A 19,777-nucleotide genomic window follows, 5' to 3' on the forward strand; every position below is an offset into this window, starting at 1 on the left:
ATCTTTAATTTTACAATATATTTACCAAAAATATCGAAAATCGACTATAGCGAAAAACCACAAATGACGCAGGTCAATCTTGCCCTATTAAGTACACAACATGAATATTCACTCGTTGTTATAATGCACCAATATTTGCCCTCTATTTTCCGCTTAAATCGCTGATACCCACCACTTATTTGCACCTTTCTAAGATACCGCCTAAGCTTTGATTCTGCACTCAAAGGATTGAGGAAACCAAACTGTGGCAACTGCCCGTAAAAGACAAGTCAGTCTAACCGACATCAAATACTACCACTGTACCTCCCGCTGCGTTAGGCGCGCCTTTCTGTGCGGTGAAAATAAATTTACTTGCAAATCATACGAACACCGCCGGAATGGTGTTAAAGAAAAACTCCTGATGTTGGGGGATGTTTTTTGTATTGATATCTGTGCTTAAGCCGTGATGAGTAATCACACCCACATTGTTTTATATGTTAATGATAAAAAGGCTAAACGTTTGTCAGATGAAGCGATTGTTATACGATGGCACAAGTTGTTTAAAGGCAATTGGATAAGCCAAAAGTTTATTGAAGATGAGCCACTCAATGAGTCGGAGGAGTTGATACTCGATGAGCATGTCATCAAGTACTCGAGCAACAGTTGGCAAGCAAACGTAATGCGATTCATCCATGGCAAACTTTTAATGTGCGACTGGCTTATAACGTAATCAAGTAAGGGATCGAATACGCCATATTCGCTAAGCAACACAGGTACTTCAATCAATAAGCCTGAATTATCTCTTTTAACCTGCGCAAGAACTTTGACTAACACGGTAACGAAACCAATTAGTGCTGAAGAGTTTTAGTAGATTAGTATAAGAAGTGCTATTGATCTAATGAACTAAGAATTAGTTTTTTACTTTAAAAGAATAGGAATTAGTATGATTTAGTATAGTTTTAAGTGCTATTAATAAGACTTACACTACAAACAACAACAATGGAGGTTTGGGTGGCAGTCTTACCAGCCACATCCCGGCACACAAGTCATACGCTGTGGCTGCTTCGTTCCCGACCTGACCAGATTCACGTACTATTGTTGCGAGAGGACCAATAAGACTACCATTGAGGGCCTTGTTTGGCGCGGGAAGAATTATCTCGAAGATTGCAGGGGGATGCAAGGGAAAAGTCAAAAAGCTTGGCTAACTGAGTGATGTTTAAACAGTTTGCCAAGCTTTTTTGGATTTTATGAGGCTGTGTGCTTATTTGTTCAACGCAATTTTAATTTCTTCTAGGCGCTTCTTCACTTTCTTCATGTTTTCAGGGCCCATTCTTAAAAACTGTTTTTGCGCTGGAGAAAGTTGCTCCCATTCTGCATAAGCATATTTATAGGTAACTGAGTCTTTTACCAAAGGCAGTGCGGTATCTGGAATGGGTGTTGCCAACAACTCGTCGATTGCGTCAGTTAACGTGCCGTTGAATGCATCTCCTTCGTAGCCTATTTCTTCGTATGCTTCTTCAAATAATGGTTTGTATTGGTGGTATAGTCTAACCACTTGCGCGGTACTCATGGTATCGAACATGGCGACATAAGGTGTGTAACGCTCGTAGCTGTTAGGATCGGTAATAATAATGTCGTCATCAATTACGCTAAAGTCATCTTGCGGCTTCACCACTGGTGAATGGTTTTCTGCCACTTTACCCTTTGCTAGGTTGTCTACATAAACTACCGTGCGGCGGATCACGTCATCGTCTGCCAGCAATTTTACCGCTTGATTAGAGAGATAATTCGATACCGCTTCTTTAATTTCTGTATCACTTTGTGAAAGCGGCGGTAGTGTTACTTCAGGTTCAACAGGTTCTACTTGCTCTGGCTCGATTTGCTCTCGTTGCGGTGGCAAGGTTACTTCAGGCTCAACCACTTGCTCAGGTGGTGTTTCTCTTGCGGTATTGACCAGTGGCGTTTCTGATTGTTCAGGCACAACAATATCTTGCTTTACCTTTTGGTTTTCCGTCGATGGGGTGTCTTTTTGTGCTAGCACAAATACAGCCACAATAATCAACGCTAGTACAACTACTGCGGCAAATAACAACTGGCTGTTAGAAGGTCTTTTATTACCTTCTTGATGATTCTCTGACATGGGGACTCCCTCTTCGTCATTGTTGATACGCGTTAATGTAAAACTATCACCAAATACTTGACTAATAACTTAATGCGCGCTGAAACCCTAAAAAAATGCGTTGTGGTGCAAACTCTGGCTACACCTTGTTCAAACATTTGATCTTAATAAAAATACTTGAGCACCGAACTTAAGTTCAGTACATTGAAGTTAAGCTAAATTGCCACTTTATTAAATACAAAATCGCGCCAATTAGCGACTAAATTAAATCGCTAGTTTGTTAAAATTTGTTTGTGCCACCATAGCGCTTTAGTGCTTAAATTTCAAAATAATAGCCTAATATATTGCGCGGGTATGTGCACTCAGGCAACTTGGGTTTTAGCTAGGTTCAACTAGAATAAATAAAACAACCTATAAGCGGCTTAAGGGCAAAGTGGCACTTTACTACTAAAAATAACGCATTTACTGGAGTTATCAACTCTTTGCACCTAAAGCATTACAACATCAACAAAGATAAATAACGCATAAAAAGACCAAATTTAAATTAAGCAAATTTAACAGCAGGATGGCCTCTTTTGAGAAAGCACAGAACGAGTGATAAAAAAATTGCCTTACTACTGACTGGAGGTGGTGCAAGGGCCGCTTATCAAGTTGGGGTATTAAAGGCGCTTGCGCAAAGTATGCCTCGTACTTCTCCCCTCCCCTTTGAAATCATTACTGGCACCTCTGCCGGCGCAATTAACTCGGCGGGGATTGCCTGTTACGCATCTTGCTTTCACCTTGCGGTGAAAAAAGTGGAATATATTTGGAAGAACTTTAGCACCGACATGGTGTACAAAAGCTCGTTTACCGGTGCATACGGCCATTTATTTGCCAATATGATGCGCAGCTTTCAAGCGCAGTACCTTAATCAGCCACCAGCCAGCTTGTTAAATAACTCGCCACTTCGAAAGCTGCTGGCTAATGTGCTTGATTTAAATCGCATCGATCACAATCTACACCGCCATTATCTTGATGCCATCGCGATTACGGTTTCGAGCTATTCTACTGGTAAGTCTGTGGCGTTTTATCAGGCGAACAATGCTGAGCCTTGGCAGCGCTCAAAGCGCGAAGGTGTTCCGGGCACGATTTCGCTCGACTTACTCATGGCGAGTTCGGCTATACCAATGGTGTTTCCAAGCGTGCGCGTTAAGCATCATTACTATGGTGATGGCTCTATCCACCAGCTCTCCCCGCTAAGCCCTGCCATTCATTTAGGTGCGGATAAAATCTTTGTGATCGGTGTTGAGCAGCCTAAACTACCACAGCCGCTCGGTTATGAGCCGCATTTTCCGGGAATGTCTGTGGTCGCCGGTCACCTACTAGACAGTGTGTTTAGCGATACCTTAAATTCAGACATCGAACGGCTCGATCGCGTCAATCGCACGGTAAGTTTGCTACCGGCCAGAGAAAAGCACAAAGAGCTTAGGCGAGTAGATCATATGCTCATCAAGCCAACGGTTAATTTTAATGAAGTCGCAGATCATTATTACGAAGATATGCCATTGGCAATCAAGCTGTTGCTCAGAACCATGGGGGTTAAAAAGCATTCTCCGTCGAGTTTAACGAGTTACTTGCTGTTTGAGCGTACTTATACACAAAAACTCATCGAGCTTGGGTTTGAAGACGGCATGAACCGCTTGGACGAAATGAGAGAGTTTTTGGAACTCAAGTAAGATTTAAACCATACTCAAAATAAGGAAGTAGTAACGCATGTGGCCAACTGATAAACCACTGATAGGACAACATGTCACCCTTGAACCATTATCAACAACACATATTAACGCGCTACAACAGGCAGTAAAAGATGGTGAAGCTTGGAAGCTTTGGTATGCCAATGTTCCCAATCCAGACGATATGGAATGCTATGTTAACACTGCGATAAGTCAAGCATCTGAAGGCAACCTTGCCTATGCGGTAAGGCTAAATAGCAGCAACGAAATCGTGGGAACTACCCGCTATTACAATGCAGATACAGCCAACCGCCGTGCCATGCTAGGCTATACGTGGTACAGCGATAAAGTGCGTCGAACAGCGGTTAACACGGAGTGTAAGTTTTTGCTGTTACAGCAACTTTTTGAAGATTTTGACGCCATTGCCGTAGAGTTTAGAACTCACTTTTTTAATCATGCCTCTCGCAATGCCATTGAGCGGCTTGGCGCCAAGCTCGATGGTATCTTGCGTAACCACCAGATTGGTAGAAATGGCGAGCTGAGAGACACCGTGGTGTATTCGATTATCGCCTCGGAATGGCCCACCGTTAAGCAGCATTTATTGAGCAAGCTCGACAGGGAGTAAAAGCATAAAAGATCGCAGGGTGAACCTGCTCCTACTCTGTGTTGTAGGAGACGCTTTACGCGGCGAGCTGTAGCAACAAAAACAAAACGGAGCACAAGATCGCAGGGTGAACCTGCATCTACTCTGCGTTATAGGAGACGCTTTACGCGGCGAGCTGTAGCAACAAAAACAAAACGGAGCACAAGATCGCAGGGTGAACCTGCATCTACTCTGCGTTATAGGAGACGCTTTACGCGGCGAGCTGTAGCAACAAAAACAGAACGGAGCACAAGATCGCAGGGTGAACCTGCTCCTACTCTGTGTTGTAGGAGACGCTTTACGCGGCGAGCTGTAACTACAAAAACAGCGCACAAGATCGCAGGGTGAACCTGCTCCTACTTTGTGTTGTAGGAGACGCTTTACGCGGCGATCTGTATAGCTTACTGCATGATTTTACTTTTTGCTTGGGCTATCATACTTTCAAAATAATCATATACTGACGGATCGTCGACTTGCTGTGCTTTCGCAAGTTGCAAGGCGTGATTAAAGCTTTTCAGCGCCTTGTTATACGCTTTATTCTCTAAATATCCATGGCCTAGGCTTGCATGGGCATAAGACGAGTCGGGATAACGCGTGACAAGTGCATTTAAAGTCGCAAGTGCAGCGTCTACACGTTTATGGCTGATTTGCGCGTCAGCAAGTGCTCTGTATATAGACTCTGGCACTAACACATCAAACTCATAGCGCTTAGAGAGCTTTAGATAATAATCTTCGATATCAGAGATATGCGCATATTTTCCTGCTTCTTCATTAAGCTCAAAGTAAAAATCGTTAAAAAGTTTCGTTAATCCTTCATAGAGACTTGGGTAAAACGTAGTTTGATGCGTTTCCAATTCTTTGAGGCTAAATTGCCAATTTACTTCTTTTGATCGGAGTGCTTTCAGGTTTGACGCAACTCGCATACCGTTGGTGTAAAAGTCGCCACCTTCCCCAGCGATACTAATATACAGATTGCGACGTAAATCATGAGCTGAGTTGCTGAGTGCTTTAAACTGCTGATCGAGCTCTTCCTCACCCCACCAACCTGGCGGACTAACAAGCAGATAATTAGTAAATATCTCTGGCTTATTTAAAAAGGTGTGTAGTCCGTAGATCCCACCATTGGAATACCCTACTAATGTACGATTAGGTTTGAGTAAATATTGCGACTCAATGAAAGGAAATAACTCTTGAGTTAAGAAGGCTGTAAAATCGGCTGTCTTGCCAAATTGAGGAAACTTCTCTTTAATCCAGCGCTGCCTATCACTTTGAGCCTCACCGTTAACTGGCGGTAGGTAGTCTCTTGTTCTCACAGTGGTTTTCAACCCAACAACGATGGTAGCAGGTATTTTTCCAGTGTTAACCAAAGACTCCACAATGCCCACGGTTTGGGTAAAAAAGAATTCTGCATCGAGTAAGTACAACACTTGATATTGTTTCTTAGGGTCATAATCATTTGGCGTATAAACCATGACCTCCCTATTCTCACTTAATACCTTAGATGCAAAAGTTATTTTAGACCCAATCGTGATGGCTTGTTGTTCTAATGTTTGCCCATACACCTTGCCCAATGCTGCAAGTAGCATTAACAATAGCAAAATAATAAAACGCATGACTTTCCTTTTTAGTTTATTTTTATCAGTGTGTTACATTAGAAAAAAACAGGGCGATAAAACAGCAAAGTTTGCTGATTTATCGCTGATAATTCGCTGAAAAAAGAATTTTAAAATGGAATTAAAGCAGTTTTTGATTGCAGAGCACCTTGTGGATGTAAACCGCAATCATATTGTTATCGACCAACAGACTTATGCGCTCCCCCCTAAAGCAATAGCGGTGCTTTGTGAATTGGCAAAACAACCTAGAGAAGTAGTGAGCTTTGAGCAACTACTTAACACCGTTTGGCTCGACAGAATTGTTTCTCCCAATACATTGCAGCGCTGCATTTTCCAAATTCGCCAAGTATTCAAAAATGCCGATAGTGAGTTAGAGTTTATAAAAACGCACAGTAAAAAAGGCTATAGTTTAGAGGCATCCGTTACGTCGACAAGCGATAAGCCGAGCGCGCATAAAGCGACTCAAAAATCTCGCCCACGCACTGCAAAATTTGGGGTAGCGGCACTAGCAGTAGTTATCACGGCTTATCTCTTTACGGTTATAATTCAACCAAAAACCAACTCCAGAGTACCTATTCAACCTACTTTTACTCCAATGACCACAAGTGACGCATGGGATGCAAATGCCAGCTACTCACCTGACGGACAATGGATTGTTTTTCAGCGCTTTAGCGATAATTGCCATAGTCAGCTTTGGGTAAAAAATCTAGCCTCACACAAAACCTCTCGTTTAACCGCTCGCCAGGGCGTATACGGAAAACCAAGTTGGTCACACGACGCAAAGCAACTAACTTTTACCGAACGGAGTCATTGCAAGGCTCAAGAGACGTCTCCCTTTTGCTGGTCTTTAAACACACTAAATGTCGATACTGCAATCAACTCACCACAAAATCCACATGCCGTTATCGCTTGCCAAGAAAAGCCCATATGGCGTGCAAATTGGATGAAAAACGGCGAGATCAGTTACTTATCTCATTTACGCCCTAAGCAAGTAGTTCCCTACCTTTTTGATCTAAATACAAAAAAAATCCGCACTACCGAGTATATGCCAAACTTTGAAAACTACACTCTTGACTATCTTGCAGATCAAAATGTTTTCGCAATGGTGAGCATTGATGAGCACAACTCTCATCACCTGAATATTTACAATCCCGATAAGACACCAACGATCACGGCAAAGATAGTACTACCGCACGAATTGTCACCATTACAGCCAATTGAAGTCAGTTATCATCCAAGCGGCGAGTATTTGCTCGCATCGACGACTAATGGACTTTATAAACTACAAACCAACGGGAGAATGGTTGCACTTGATACTGGCGGTAGAAAGAATCTAAGAGAGGCTTCTTTTTCAGCTGATGGAAAGCAGATTTTAGCGACACAGATAAATGCCGATACCGATATTTTTACCCTAAGTCTTGCTCAAATACGAAATCACCAAACCACTGCGGCAGCAAAGATAGCCAGAACGACAATGAAGGAGGACAACCCACAGTTTCAACCTCATGGTGATCATATTGCTTTTACATCTACACGTACCGGCTCAAGACAAATATGGCTTTACAATGACCAAGGTGTTTCACAGCTTACCGATTCACAGCACGACAATATCAGCAAACGAATTGTGTGGTCTCCTGCGGGTAATGAGATAGCGGGCACAACACAACAAGGACTCACTATTTGGTCTTTAAATGGTGAGAAAACCCTCATTGCTAATTCGCTTACCATTGATTCTGTCCTGCAGTGGCTAACGCCGAAAACGTTGTTGGTCACTGCAAGAGAGAATGGAAACGCGGGGCTATACATTATTAATAAAGATACCAAAGAAGCCTCACGCATTGTTTCTGAAAATGTAGTTTGGGCCGCACAAGTAGATAGTGAGCATTTTCTCTATCAAGATATGAATCAACGTTTTTGGCTTGTTAACACAAACACAGCTCCCGTACCGACTGAGATCCATGAATTACGCGCTCAGTTAGCGCAGCCATTTGCTGTTTATAAAGACGGAATATTGTACGGCGTAAACAACGACAACCAACTATGGTCTTATCATCTCAGTACAGGGATATATCAACGTCTTGCAGATGTACCCAATAACAGTCGCTACTTAGCAGATTTTAACGGTGAAACCTTTTTGTTTACTCAAATGCATTTGTTACAAAAGCATATCGTGTCATTTAATACACCTGATGATCGGGGAACATAGATAGAGCAAGATCGCAGGCCTGCTCCTACTAGGTGTTGTAGGAGACGCTTTACGCAGCGAGCTGTGACAACAAAAACAATACACAAGATCCCAGAGTGAACCTGCTCCTACTTTGTGCTGTAGGAGACGCTTTACGCGGCGAGCTGTGACAACAAAAACTGTACTCAAGATCCCAGAGTGAACCTGCTCCTACTTTGTGCTGTAGGAGACGCTTTACGCGGCGATCTGTGACAACAAAAACAATACGCAAGATCGCAGGGTGAACCTGCTCCTACTCCGTGCCGTAGAAGACGCTTTACGCGGCGAGCTGTGACAACAAAAACTGTACTCAATATCGCAGGATGAACCTGCTCCTACTTTGTGTTGTAGGTGACGCTTTACGCGGCGAGCTCTGACAACAAAAACTGTACTCAATATCGCAGGATGAACCTGCTCTTACTTTGTGCTGTAGGAGACGCTTTACGCGGCGAGCTGTTAAAAAAGGCACAGATTTAAGAAACATTATTACGGTAGGCCATCGAGTAAAAACTGTTCCGCACGTTCAACGCGGCGGGGTTTCCCCTTTAATAGCAAAACATCATTAACGCGTAAAACGGTTTGCTCATCTGGTTGTGCAATTTCTTCGCCGTCGCGTCTTAGTGCAGTAATATCAACGCGCTTGACCTTGAGTTCAAGCTCAGCAATTGACTTGTTAACAGCAAACGCATTGTCAGGTAAAGCAATGGCATGCAAATACTCTAATCGCTCGCCAGTGACTTCATGCAGATCACTGCTGTCTCCAGCAAAAAAACCATGTAAATACGGATAACGATTTTCTCGCTCTTTACTGACGCGACGAAAAATCCTGCGCATTGGCACGCCAGACATGTACAGCACATGAGAAACTAACATCAAACTTGCCTCTAAAGTTTCTGGCACAACTTCTGCGACCCCCATGGCTTTTAACTGCTCCATATAGCTGTCATCTTTCATTCGTACCAAGATCTTCACTTCGTGGGTGCGCCGACGAATGGCATCAACAACTACTTGCGTTTGTTCAAAATCATCAAAAGTAATAATAACCAAGCGCGCTTTATCAATATTTGCTGATTTTAACAGCGTTTTTTGTGCCGCATGACCAAATAACACAGGCTCACCCGCAATTTGCGCGTCTTGTACAATTTGTGGGTTACGCTCTACCGCAATATAAGGAATAGCCTCTGGACGTAAAAATCGTGCAATGGTTTGACCAACACGCGCATAACCGAAAATTACAACATGATTTTTTAAATCAGCTGCGTTATAACCACTTGGAGCTTCCGGTTGCCAGTCTTTTTCTATCCCCAAGATATTGAGGAGATAAGCAGTTTTACTAATGAGATAAGGTGTTAGCGCCATAGACAACACGCCAAGGGTAATCAAAAACGACACTGCATTTTGATCCAACAACTGATGCTTACTGGCAAGCGCGAGTAATACAAAGCCAAACTCCCCCATTTGCCAGATCAAAATACCAGCGCCCCAAGCGTCTTTTTTACGCTCACCCATTAACTGCGCAACGCCAACGATGATCAACACTTTGATCACAAGTACAGCAGCAAGTGCTGCAACAATATAAACAAACTGGTCAAGCACATAAGGAATATTTAGCTGCATACCCACTGTGACAAAAAAGAGCCCCATTAAAATATCTCTAAATGGTCTAATTTCTGCCTCAAGCTGATGTCGATATTGGCTTTCTCCTAACATCATGCCCGCTAAAAATGCACCGAGTGCCATTGAGAGTCCAAACGCGTAAGTGAGCGAGCCCGCGCAAAGAGCAACGACCAAGGTAGACAAAACAAAGAGCTCGTCTGTTCTCACCAATGCGATTTCATTAAATATTCTAGGTAGTAACCACTTACCTATTGCCCATAGAACCAAACACACGATCGCACCCTTTGCAAACGCAAAAAGTAGCGCTGACGCCAGCTCTGAATTACTCGCAGAGGAAATAAGCGGAAATGCGATAAGTAGCGGCACAACAGCAATATCTTGGAATAACAACATGCCAATACCGAGCTGACCATGGCGTGTATTGAGCATCCCTAGCTCTTTTAATAACTTGACCACCACCGCCGTAGAAGAGAGTGCAATGAGGCTCGCAATCACAAATGCCCCCTCCCACTCATATTGCATAAAACGCAACACTAGCATACCGATAATCGTGGTCACAATGACCTGTAAACTCCCCAGCCCGAATACCACGTTTCGCATCGCCATTAATTTTGGCACGGAAAATTCCAGTCCTAAACTGAACAGCAAGAATACTATCCCAAGCTCGGCCATAAAGTGAATTTCTTGGCTGTCACTCATCCATCCAATACCGTGACTACCCGCAATTACTCCAGTGAGCAAATAAGCCAGAATAGGCGGCAAGCCAATCCGCTTAAAGGACCAGACTAAAATCACTGCACATAATAGCAAGGCAAAAACCTGCGCGAAGATACTTTGCAATCTGCCTCCTGAGCGAAAAATTGACGGGGAATAAAGGTGGATTTCTTTTTCTTTCTTTTAAATATAGCAAGCGTTTGTTTTTAAGCCAGTTTAAATTTTTGGCATAAAGTTCGCATAATAAACATGTATTGTTGTATTTAAGGGGAAGAAATATGGAAAATGTCCATATTTTGACACAGAGGTTGCCGACCAGAGGCGATTACTTGCCGTTCAATTCTGAACAGTATAGTACGCAAGGCGGTGAACACTACGCACGATTAGTCGACAAACTTCAGACAACGCTCAACATTAATGAGCTGTTGACTATTTACGCGGAGCATGTGGCAAGAATTTCAAAAATTTCGGGACTCCAGTTCCATTGCAGCCTTGGCGTCTTTCAAATGAAGGACTGCGATAGCCAATTTCCAGCCAGTACGTTTGATCTTGAGCTCGAAAAAGAGCACTTAGGACAGCTGGTGTATTTCAGTGAGTTTCCTTTTAGTGAAGCGATCAAGGCAAAACTATCAAAGTTACACGCTTGTTTAATTTACCCAATGCGTAATGCCTTGATGTACAACCGTGTATTGCAATTAGCAACCAAGGACTCACTAACTGGACTTTATAATCGCAGTCAATTTACTGACAATTTAGAAGAAAAGCTCGAGCGTTGTCGTCGTCAACATCGTAATTTTAGCCTAATGCTTTTAGATTTAGATAACTTTAAACAAGTGAACGATGTTCATGGTCATAAAGCTGGTGATGAAGTATTGGTTGAATTTGCGCGCATTTTGCAAACCTCAACGCGTGCGACAGACTCGGTATTTCGGTTCGGTGGCGATGAGTTTGCCATTTTGATTGACGATCCTGCGTTTACCACCAACAAAGTAATTGCAGAGAGAATAATGGAAACCGTAAGAAAATCGAGCATGTTGGCTAAATACACGGTGACCACAAGCATAGGCTTTACACTGGCATCGAGCCATGACACTGCTGACAATATATTTGCTCGTTCGGATAGCGGCCTATACCGCGCCAAAGCAGCCGGACGAAACTGCGCTCGCGCAGTATAAAAAACCACTTCCCCTTTTGCTCAGTGTTATGCGTTAACGCTGAGCACCTTTTCCTAAGTATAGATATGCCATCAGGGCAAGCGCCGCGCCGTTAAAAAATCCATTTATTACCCATGCAAGCGCAAGGAAATCGGGTAACTCTGAAAACATCACTGCAAGCATTGGCGCAAGTAGGCCAAGAATAAAATACATTCCGCCCTTACCATGCCAATACAGAAGTAAAAATACGATACTGATAATGCCAGATGCAGAAGCAAATACTTGATTCAGCCACACCACTTCACTCAGCATAAAGAGTACAATAAACACCACCACAGTGAACACCACCGCATAAGGCGACTTTTGCGCTAACTGTTGGCCAATCTTTTTACTTTCAGTCATCTTTTACTACCCAAATAATGCCAATGTCTTCAGCGTGCTCGGCACTCACAAACAGGCCGTTCACCGCAACCGGAGTATCATTGTAATAGACAACCGCAATAGAATCACGCTCCCAGCTTGGAACGTGCAAATCCTTTAGCCAATGTTTCAAGGTATTAGAGCCAGGTTTGCCCTGTGGTTTGATTTTATCTTTAAGTCTGCCGTAGCGAATGCTAACGATTTCGTCCAAGAAAGGTTTACGGATCCCCTTCCCCATTTGTATAGAAACAGGTGTACTTTTCCCGCTTAGTTCGTTGAGATTAACGGTCTCAATATCATGCTTTTGGCTAGTTTCTGTTACCCAATAAAGTGCATCACGATAACGCCTCACTGCACCTTGCTTAAAACGAATTTCAAGTTGACTGTCTTGGCGTGATGAAAATGCCTGCAGTACGATTTCATCCAACTGTTTTTGACTCGGCATCTCTATGCCCTGCTTTGAAAGCCACAGTCTGATGACATTATCTCTTCTCGCATGCGAAAGTTGCTGTAGTGCCGTAATATTCAACGCAGTCCGACAACAGCATTTTTTTAAGTCTTCTTCACTCACCTCATCAATTATGGCTTGTTGGCGCTGTAAAATATCAATACTACGCAGTGTGTTACCTACAAAACCATTGAATCGAGAGGTAAGTAACGGGATCACCTGATTGCGCAAAAAGTTGCGATCAAACGCATCGTCTGCATTGGACTCATCTGTAATATGCTCAAGACCAAACTGCTGTGCAAATGCTTCAATATCACTGCGACTAACGGCAAGTAACGGACGAATACAATCACGCCCAGATGGCAACTGAATTGTCGCTTTCATAGCTCCAAGCCCGAGTAACCCAGAGCCGCGCTTTAATCTCAGTAAGAAAGTTTCTACTTGGTCATCGGCATGTTGTCCAAGCACGATTGCAAAACCAGCTTTGGCCGCGTCATCTAACGCTTGATAGCGAGCTTCGCGTGCTTGCGCTTCGAGGCTAGTGCGGGCTTTCCGAGTAATGGCAACCTGTTTTGCAATAAAGGGAACATTAAGTGTTTCACAAAGTGATTGGCAAAATTGCTGCCACTGCGTAGCGTGCTGTGACAAGCCATGATTAACATAAACCGCCTGGAGTGCAACGTTATGCTTATTTGCATATTCTCGACAAAGATGGAGCAACACAACCGAATCCACACCGCCAGATAAAGCAATACACAACCCTTTGGCGTCAAGGCTGGAGCTCAATACTGTTAAACTTGACTCTACTTGTTGGTAAATCCGACTATTAATCATTTTTCTACAATCAATAAAAAAGCCGCTATATAGCGGCTTTTTAACTTAAATTAGCATTGATATCAATACGAGCAGAAACCCGTATTAACAATAACCAAATGACATCAGGCGCTTATAACGCTGATCTAACATCTCTTCGGTGCCTAGCGCTTCAAGATCTGCCAAGTCACGCTTAAGCTGAACTTTTAGGTTTTTCGCCATCGCATCGTAGTTGCGGTGCGCGCCACCTAGCGGCTCTTCGATGATGTTATTGATAAGGTCTAGCTCTTTTACGCGAGAAGCTGATACGCCCATAGCTTCTGCTGCAAGTGACGCTTTGTCTGCACTCTTCCAAAGAATCGAAGCACACCCTTCAGGTGAAATTACAGAATAGGTGCTGTATTGCAGCATGTTCACTCTGTCACCAACTCCAATAGCTAATGCCCCACCAGAGCCACCTTCACCAATTACGGTACAAATAGTTGGTACTTTGAGCGCCGCCATCACCTTAAGATTACGTGCAATCGCTTCACTTTGACCGCGCTCTTCAGCGCCTACGCCCGGATAGGCTCCCGGAGTGTCGATAAAGGTGATGATTGGCATCTTAAAGCGTTCAGCCATTTCCATTAAGCGTAATGCTTTACGGTAACCTTCTGGCTTTGGCATACCAAAGTTACGCTTGATTTTTTCAGCCGTATCACGACCTTTTTGCTGACCGATAATCATTACTGGCTTGTCATCAAGTCGTGCAACACCACCAAGAATAGCCGGATCGTTAGCAAAAGTACGGTCGCCCGCGAACTCGTCAAACTCGGTAAAAATGCGTTCAATATAATCGCGAGTATATGGACGAAGCGGATGACGCGCTAATTGAGACACTTGCCAAGCGCCCAAGTCGTCAAAAATTTTCTTGGTTAGCTCAACATTTTTGTCTTTTAAGCGGCTGATCTCTTCTTCAAGGCTAAGATCTAAATCGCCAGAGCGGCTAACGTTTTGTAATTCTTTGATCTTTGCTTCCAATTCAGCGATTGGAAGTTCAAATTCAAGATAATTGAGGCTCATGCTCTAAACTACCTGTTTAGTTAAATTCTAATTCTAATTCCTGCGCCGCCAATAGTGATAAACGAGTTAAAAGCTCATCACTCGGCGTCACACACCATTGTGTTCCTAATGTTAACTCTGCTAATGCATCAGGACGCTGATATTTAATTTTTACCGGACACGTTCCAAATTTATATGGTTCTAGCACTTTTTTGAAATTATCAAAGAAGTTCGCGTCAATTTGAGCCATATTTAGCGTCATTTTTATTGCACTAATACGCTTTTCTCGCGCCTGAGCAATGGTAGAGATTTCTCTTGCGGTCATTGTAATGCCACCAGAGAAGTTATCAAAGCTGACCTGTCCAGATATTACCAAGATTTGGTTAATTTGCAGCATTTCTTGGTACATTTCAAACTGTTCAGGAAATAAGCGTACATCAATTCGGGCACTTTTGTCATCTAAAGTGATAAGTCCCCAACGCGCTCCTTTTTTGTTTATCAAGGTACGAGCATTGATAACCAGTCCCGCCGCGGTTGCTACCGTATCACGATTACCGGGTTGTAAGTCAACTAACTTGCCAGAGGTATAATATTTTAATTCTTTGCGATATTGATTAATTGGGTGACCAGTTAGGTAGAGACCTAACGTCTCTTTTTCCCCGTTTAACCATTCTTTATCGCTGAGCGGCGTGGCTTTGATAAAGGCTTGTTCAACCTCCTCTGGCTCAACCGCAAGCAAACCAAATAAGTCGCTCTGTCCAAGTGATTCGGCTTTGTGATGCTGCTCTGCCGACTTCATGGCATCCTTTAGGCTTGCCAGTAAAGTCGCACGCCCAGGCTGATCTCCATCAGGGCCAAGCTTATCAAGCGCTCCTGCGTATATTAGCTTTTCAATCACGCGTTTATTTAGGCGCTTTAAATCAACTCGCGCACAGAAGTCGAATAAATCTTTAAATTCTCCTCCCTTAGCTCGCGCTTCAAGAATAGCTTCAACAGGACCTTCACCTACGCCTTTTATCGCCCCTATACCATAGACGATCTCACCTTGACGATTTACAGTAAATTTATAAACACCGGCATTCACATCTGGTGGTAGCAGCGTCAACTTCATGTTTTCGCATTCATCGACCAAGGTTACGATTTTGTCGGTGTTATCCATATCCGCTGACATTACCGCCGCCATAAACTCGGCAGGGAAATGGGTCTTCATCCATAGCGTTTGGTAAGACACCAACGCGTAAGCAGCAGAGTGTGATTTGTTAAAGCCGTAACCCGCGAATTTCTCTACCAAGTCGAAGATTTTCATGGCAAGTTCGCCTTCGACGCCATTGTTTTTGGCACCATCTTCGAACGTTGCACGTTGCTTTGCCATTTCTTCTGGCTTTTTCTTACCCATTGCACGACGAAGCAAGTCTGCGCCGCCTAGGCTATAACCTGCAAGCACCTGCGCTATCTGCATTACCTGTTCTTGGTAAAGGATGATCCCGTAGGTCGGCTCCAGTATAGGTTGTAGGCTTTCGTGCTGATATTGCGCATCAGGATACGATACTTCCTCGCGACCATGCTTACGGTCGATAAAGTTATCTACCATGCCTGATTGCAACGGGCCTGGACGGAATAGTGCAACCAGTGCGATCATGTCTTCGAAACAGTCTGGCTTCAAGCGACGGATCAAGTCTTTCATACCACGAGATTCCAACTGGAATACCGCAGTTGTTTGTGCGTCTAGTAACACTTTAAAACTTGCAGGGTCATCCAGTGGGATGGCAGCAATATCAATCGGTTCACGACTTTCTCTGCCAAGGCGTTCGTTCGCCATGTCGAGCGCCCATTGCAAAATGGTTAGCGTTCTTAAACCGAGGAAGTCAAACTTAACCAGACCTGCAGTTTCTACGTCATTCTTATCAAACTGGGTAACTGGGAATTTACCTTCTTCGTCGCAATACAGTGCTGCAAAGTCGGTAATAGTGGTAGGCGAGATAACAACACCACCGGCGTGTTTACCCGCGTTACGTGTACAGCCTTCAAGAATACGACATTTATCGATCAGTTCACGGACTTCTTCATCACTGTCATAAGCTTCAGGCAAGCGAGGCTCAACATCAAACGCTTTGGCAAGTGTCATACCAGGGTCGCCAGGTACAAGCTTGGAAATCCTATCTACGAAGCCATAAGGGTGGCCAAGCACACGGCCGACGTCTCGAATTACCGCTTTTGCCGCCATCGTACCAAAAGTGATGATCTGAGATACTGCGTCACGACCGTAGAGTTTAGCTACGTGGTCAATTACCTCGTCTCGTCTATCCATACAGAAGTCGACGTCAAAGTCTGGCATCGAAACCCGTTCTGGGTTAAGGAATCGTTCGAATAGGAGATCGAATTCAAGTGGGTCAAGATCTGTGATCTTAAGCGCGTATGCCACCAAAGAGCCGGCACCGGAACCACGACCAGGACCTACAGGGATGCCGTTATCCTTACTCCACTGAATGAACTCCATTACGATTAAGAAGTAACCTGGAAATCCCATTTGGTTAATAACGTCAAGCTCAACCTGCAGACGGTCGTCATACTCACCACGCTTTTCTTTGCGGTCATTTTCGTCAGGAAATAAAAACTGCAAACGTTCTTCTAGACCATCTTTCGACACTTTTACCAAGAAATCTTCAATCGCCAGATCGCCCGTTGGATAATCTGGTAGGAAATATGTGCCAAGCTGTACCGTCACGTTACAGCGTTTGGCGATTTCTACGGTGTTTTCTAAAGCTTCTGGAATGTCGCTAAAGAGCGCTTGCATTTGCTCAGAAGTCTTTAAATATTGCTCTTTAGAAAATCGCTTTGGTCTATTTTTATCTTCTAATGTGTAACCGTCGTGAATAGCAACGCGAATTTCATGGGCATCAAAGTCTTTTTCATGTAAAAACACCACTTCATTCGTCGCCACAACGGGTATATTACGCGCCGCCGCCACCTCCACAGCACCGTGAAGGTATTCTTCTTCTTGTGCACGTGAGGTGCGTTGCAACTCGATATAAAAATGGTCGCTAAAATGCTGTTCGTAAAACGCTAGAGTCTCTTCAATGAGCTTAGGATTACCTTTTAAGATAGCTTTACCTAAGTCGCCATCTTTCGCACCGGAAATAAGGATCAGACCTTCTTTATATTTTGCCAGCCACTCTTTATCAATAACAGGACGATGGAAAACATGGCCGCGAAGATAAGCATCGGAGATCAACAAAGTCAGGTTTTTATAACCCTGATTGTTCTTAGCGAGAACGAGAATTCGGCTTGGCTCATCAGGAAATTGATCAGACTTAAGCCAAAAGTCCGCTCCAATTATTGGCTTAATCCCTGCCCCGTGGGCGCCGCTATAGAAGCGCACCAAACCACATAAGTTCATTTGATCGGTGATGGCAAGGGCAGGCATTGCAAGCTCTTCGGCCCTTGCCACAATTGGTTTAGTCTTAGCTAGACCGTCCACCATTGAGAAGTCACTGTGTACACGCAAATGGACAAACTGCGGGGCTGGCATGCTTACTCCTTCTCGGCCAAAATTCGTTGCACAGGCTTAAAGCTTGTACGATGATGCGGAGTAACCCCATGTGCTTCGAGTGCAGCAAAGTGGGCTTTGGTTGGATAACCTTTGTGGCCTGCAAAACCAAACTCAGGATATTCCGCATCCAGTGCTAACATCTCATTGTCTCGAGTGACTTTCGCCAATATGGATGCCGCACTTATCTCGGCAACTAGGCTATCCCCTTTTACAACTGCAGTTGCCGCAACGCTCAGCTTAGGTAAACGATTACCATCAACAAATACATGATTTGGTTGAATTTCCAATCCTTCAACTGCGCGTGTCATCGCCAACATCGTTGCGTGAAGAATATTCAGATCGTCAATTTCTGCAACTGACGCTCTTGCAATACAGTAACACAATGCTTTTTCTTTTATTTCTTCTGCCAATGCAAGGCGTTTTTTCTCTGACAGCTTTTTTGAGTCGGTTAAACCAATAATCGGTTTGCTTGGATCTAAAATGACGGCTGCGGTCACAACGTCACCCACCAACGGGCCACGTCCTACCTCGTCAACGCCTGCAATATACTGCACATCAGGACGTTCAATTTGCATCTATCAACTCCATTACAGCCTGAGCCGCTTGTTTGCTGGCATTTAGGCGAATGTTCTCATGTATCTCGTAAAACTTTCTAACAAGCTTACTATTATTGCCTTTTAACATCGGGAAAAGCGCATCAGCAAGTGCGTCAGGATTACACTCTGCCTGTAAAAACTCAGGTACTAGTGGCGCGTCGGCCAATAAATTTGGCAAGGCAAAGTATTTGATGTTAAAGGTAAAAAAGGTATTAAAAATCCAATAACTCTTAGGATTCAGCTTATACCCTACCACCATTGGTTTCTTATATAGCATTGCCTCAAGTGTGGCAGTACCCGAGGCCAGTAAAACGGTATCCGCCGCTTGCATTGCAAGTGCTGATTGACCATCAAGCATAATCGGGTTCAATTCCGGCGCAACTTCTTTCAAGGCTTCTAAAAACTGCGCTCTGCGTTTTTCGTTTACCAAAGGCACGACGATTTTTAAGTCGGGAATTTTATCGATTAGTTTTTTTGCGGTAGCAAGATAAGTACGGCTCAATAACCCAACTTCAGAGCCTCGGCTACCAGGAAGCAGTGCTAAAACCGTATCATCTTGACTTAAGTTCAGCTGTGCACGCGCACCTGCGGTATCCGGTTCAAGTGGAATTTCATCCGCCAGCGTATGACCCACAAATGTACAAGGCACTTCATGTTTATCATAAAAGGCTTTTTCGAATGGCAGCAAAGACAGCACTAGGTTAGTCGCTTCGGCAATCTTATGAATACGTTTTTGACGCCACGCCCACACACTTGGGCTTACATATTGTATAGTTTTGATTCCAGCTGCTTTCAATGGCTTTTCAACCCGTAGGTTAAAATCTGGTGCATCAATGCCAATGAATACATCAGGTGGATTATCAATAAAGTAGTTTACCAACTGCTTTTTAATTTTTAGCAAGCGAGGTAAACGACCTAGCACTTCGACTAGCCCCATAACAGCCAGTTCATCCATGTCGAACAGGCTTTTACAACCAGCTTGTTGCATTTTAGGGCCACCGATCCCGACAAAATTGGCATTGGGGTAATGAAGTTTTAGCGCATTTATCAGGCCTGCCCCGAGTATATCGCCTGATAACTCTCCTGCGACCACGCCAATGGTGATATTTTTTTCGTTAGCCATTGTTATTTTTC

General features: G+C 43.8%; 13 protein-coding genes, 1 other RNA gene and 1 pseudogene. 5 read left to right on the plus strand and 10 right to left on the minus strand.

Going from position 1 to position 19,777, the window contains the following annotated elements:
- Positions 1 to 244: 244 nt before the first annotated feature.
- Positions 245 to 631 (plus strand): annotated as a pseudogene (locus L1D50_RS07130) (transposase); the annotation flags it as partial.
- 366 nt (positions 632 to 997) lie between these two features.
- On the opposite strand, the gene ffs reads toward L1D50_RS07130, so the two are convergent.
- Positions 998 to 1,094: signal recognition particle sRNA small type (gene ffs / locus L1D50_RS07135), an RNA gene on the minus strand.
- Positions 1,095 to 1,240: 146 nt separating this feature from the next.
- On the minus strand, positions 1,241 to 2,119 hold the full coding sequence (locus tag L1D50_RS07140; RefSeq protein ID WP_128726480.1) for a DUF3014 domain-containing protein: 879 nt from the start codon (positions 2,117 to 2,119) through the stop codon (positions 1,241 to 1,243).
- Between the two features lie 554 nt (positions 2,120 to 2,673).
- Here L1D50_RS07140 and L1D50_RS07145 point away from each other — a divergent pair.
- Positions 2,674 to 3,813: a patatin-like phospholipase family protein gene (locus L1D50_RS07145; RefSeq protein WP_045964207.1), complete on the plus strand. Its 1,140-nt coding sequence runs from the start codon at positions 2,674 to 2,676 to the stop codon at positions 3,811 to 3,813.
- Positions 3,814 to 3,850: 37 nt separating this feature from the next.
- Positions 3,851 to 4,435: a GNAT family protein gene (locus L1D50_RS07150; protein ID WP_128726479.1), complete on the plus strand. Its 585-nt coding sequence runs from the start codon at positions 3,851 to 3,853 to the stop codon at positions 4,433 to 4,435.
- 419 nt (positions 4,436 to 4,854) lie between these two features.
- Here L1D50_RS07150 and L1D50_RS07155 read toward each other — a convergent pair whose 3' ends face one another.
- On the minus strand, positions 4,855 to 6,066 hold the full coding sequence (locus L1D50_RS07155) for an alpha/beta hydrolase-fold protein (protein WP_239965785.1): 1,212 nt from the start codon (positions 6,064 to 6,066) through the stop codon (positions 4,855 to 4,857).
- 115 nt (positions 6,067 to 6,181) lie between these two features.
- On the opposite strand from L1D50_RS07155, the gene L1D50_RS07160 reads away from it, so the two are divergent.
- Entirely contained in the window at positions 6,182 to 8,272 is a 2,091-nt protein-coding gene (locus L1D50_RS07160; RefSeq protein ID WP_239965786.1) for a winged helix-turn-helix domain-containing protein, read from the plus strand.
- A gap of 504 nt (positions 8,273 to 8,776) precedes the next feature.
- Here L1D50_RS07160 and L1D50_RS07165 read toward each other — a convergent pair.
- Positions 8,777 to 10,747, minus strand: a complete 1,971-nt coding sequence (locus L1D50_RS07165; protein ID WP_239965787.1) for a monovalent cation:proton antiporter-2 (CPA2) family protein — start codon at positions 10,745 to 10,747, stop codon at positions 8,777 to 8,779.
- Positions 10,748 to 10,899: 152 nt separating this feature from the next.
- Between L1D50_RS07165 and L1D50_RS07170 the strand changes: the two genes are divergently transcribed.
- Complete coding sequence (locus L1D50_RS07170; RefSeq protein WP_128726477.1) at positions 10,900 to 11,796, plus strand: GGDEF domain-containing protein; 897 nt, start codon at positions 10,900 to 10,902, stop codon at positions 11,794 to 11,796.
- A gap of 33 nt (positions 11,797 to 11,829) precedes the next feature.
- Here L1D50_RS07170 and L1D50_RS07175 read toward each other — a convergent pair whose 3' ends face one another.
- From L1D50_RS07175 to lpxB, 6 genes are all read right to left on the minus strand, one after another.
- Positions 11,830 to 12,177, minus strand: coding sequence for a hypothetical protein (locus L1D50_RS07175; RefSeq protein WP_128726476.1), 348 nt, complete (start codon positions 12,175 to 12,177; stop codon positions 11,830 to 11,832).
- Entirely contained in the window at positions 12,170 to 13,477 is a 1,308-nt protein-coding gene (tilS, locus tag L1D50_RS07180; protein ID WP_128726475.1) for a tRNA lysidine(34) synthetase TilS, read from the minus strand. Before tilS ends, L1D50_RS07175 begins: the two co-directional genes overlap by 8 nt.
- An 84-nt stretch (positions 13,478 to 13,561) precedes the next feature.
- On the minus strand, positions 13,562 to 14,518 hold the full coding sequence (gene accA, locus L1D50_RS07185; RefSeq protein ID WP_128726474.1) for an acetyl-CoA carboxylase carboxyl transferase subunit alpha: 957 nt from the start codon (positions 14,516 to 14,518) through the stop codon (positions 13,562 to 13,564).
- A 16-nt stretch (positions 14,519 to 14,534) separates the two neighbouring features.
- Positions 14,535 to 18,026: a DNA polymerase III subunit alpha gene (gene dnaE, locus L1D50_RS07190; RefSeq protein ID WP_128726473.1), complete on the minus strand. Its 3,492-nt coding sequence runs from the start codon at positions 18,024 to 18,026 to the stop codon at positions 14,535 to 14,537.
- Between the two features lie 2 nt (positions 18,027 to 18,028).
- Positions 18,029 to 18,622: a ribonuclease HII gene (gene rnhB / locus L1D50_RS07195; protein ID WP_095727469.1), complete on the minus strand. Its 594-nt coding sequence runs from the start codon at positions 18,620 to 18,622 to the stop codon at positions 18,029 to 18,031.
- The gene (gene lpxB / locus L1D50_RS07200) at positions 18,612 to 19,766 is read right to left on the minus strand and encodes a lipid-A-disaccharide synthase (protein ID WP_138581370.1); all 1,155 of its coding nucleotides are present in this window, start codon (positions 19,764 to 19,766) and stop codon (positions 18,612 to 18,614) included. Before lpxB ends, rnhB begins: the two co-directional genes overlap by 11 nt.
- Positions 19,767 to 19,777 lie beyond the last annotated feature (11 nt).

Source organism: Pseudoalteromonas sp. Isolate6, from assembly GCF_022398435.1.
Lineage (GTDB): Bacteria > Pseudomonadota > Gammaproteobacteria > Enterobacterales > Alteromonadaceae > Pseudoalteromonas > Pseudoalteromonas galatheae.

Coding starts and splice junctions, on each gene's coding strand:
- rnhB (WP_095727469.1), bottom strand. CDS start 18,622: ATGCAAATTGAACGTCCTGATGTGCAGTATATTGCAGGCGTTGACGAG.
- accA (WP_128726474.1), bottom strand. CDS start 14,518: ATGAGCCTCAATTATCTTGAATTTGAACTTCCAATCGCTGAATTGGAA.
- L1D50_RS07160 (WP_239965786.1), top strand. CDS start 6,182: ATGGAATTAAAGCAGTTTTTGATTGCAGAGCACCTTGTGGATGTAAAC.
- L1D50_RS07150 (WP_128726479.1), top strand. CDS start 3,851: ATGTGGCCAACTGATAAACCACTGATAGGACAACATGTCACCCTTGAA.
- tilS (WP_128726475.1), bottom strand. CDS start 13,477: ATGATTAATAGTCGGATTTACCAACAAGTAGAGTCAAGTTTAACAGTA.
- L1D50_RS07140 (WP_128726480.1), bottom strand. CDS start 2,119: ATGTCAGAGAATCATCAAGAAGGTAATAAAAGACCTTCTAACAGCCAG.
- L1D50_RS07155 (WP_239965785.1), bottom strand. CDS start 6,066: ATGCGTTTTATTATTTTGCTATTGTTAATGCTACTTGCAGCATTGGGC.
- lpxB (WP_138581370.1), bottom strand. CDS start 19,766: ATGGCTAACGAAAAAAATATCACCATTGGCGTGGTCGCAGGAGAGTTA.
- dnaE (WP_128726473.1), bottom strand. CDS start 18,026: ATGCCAGCCCCGCAGTTTGTCCATTTGCGTGTACACAGTGACTTCTCA.
- L1D50_RS07175 (WP_128726476.1), bottom strand. CDS start 12,177: ATGACTGAAAGTAAAAAGATTGGCCAACAGTTAGCGCAAAAGTCGCCT.
- L1D50_RS07170 (WP_128726477.1), top strand. CDS start 10,900: ATGGAAAATGTCCATATTTTGACACAGAGGTTGCCGACCAGAGGCGAT.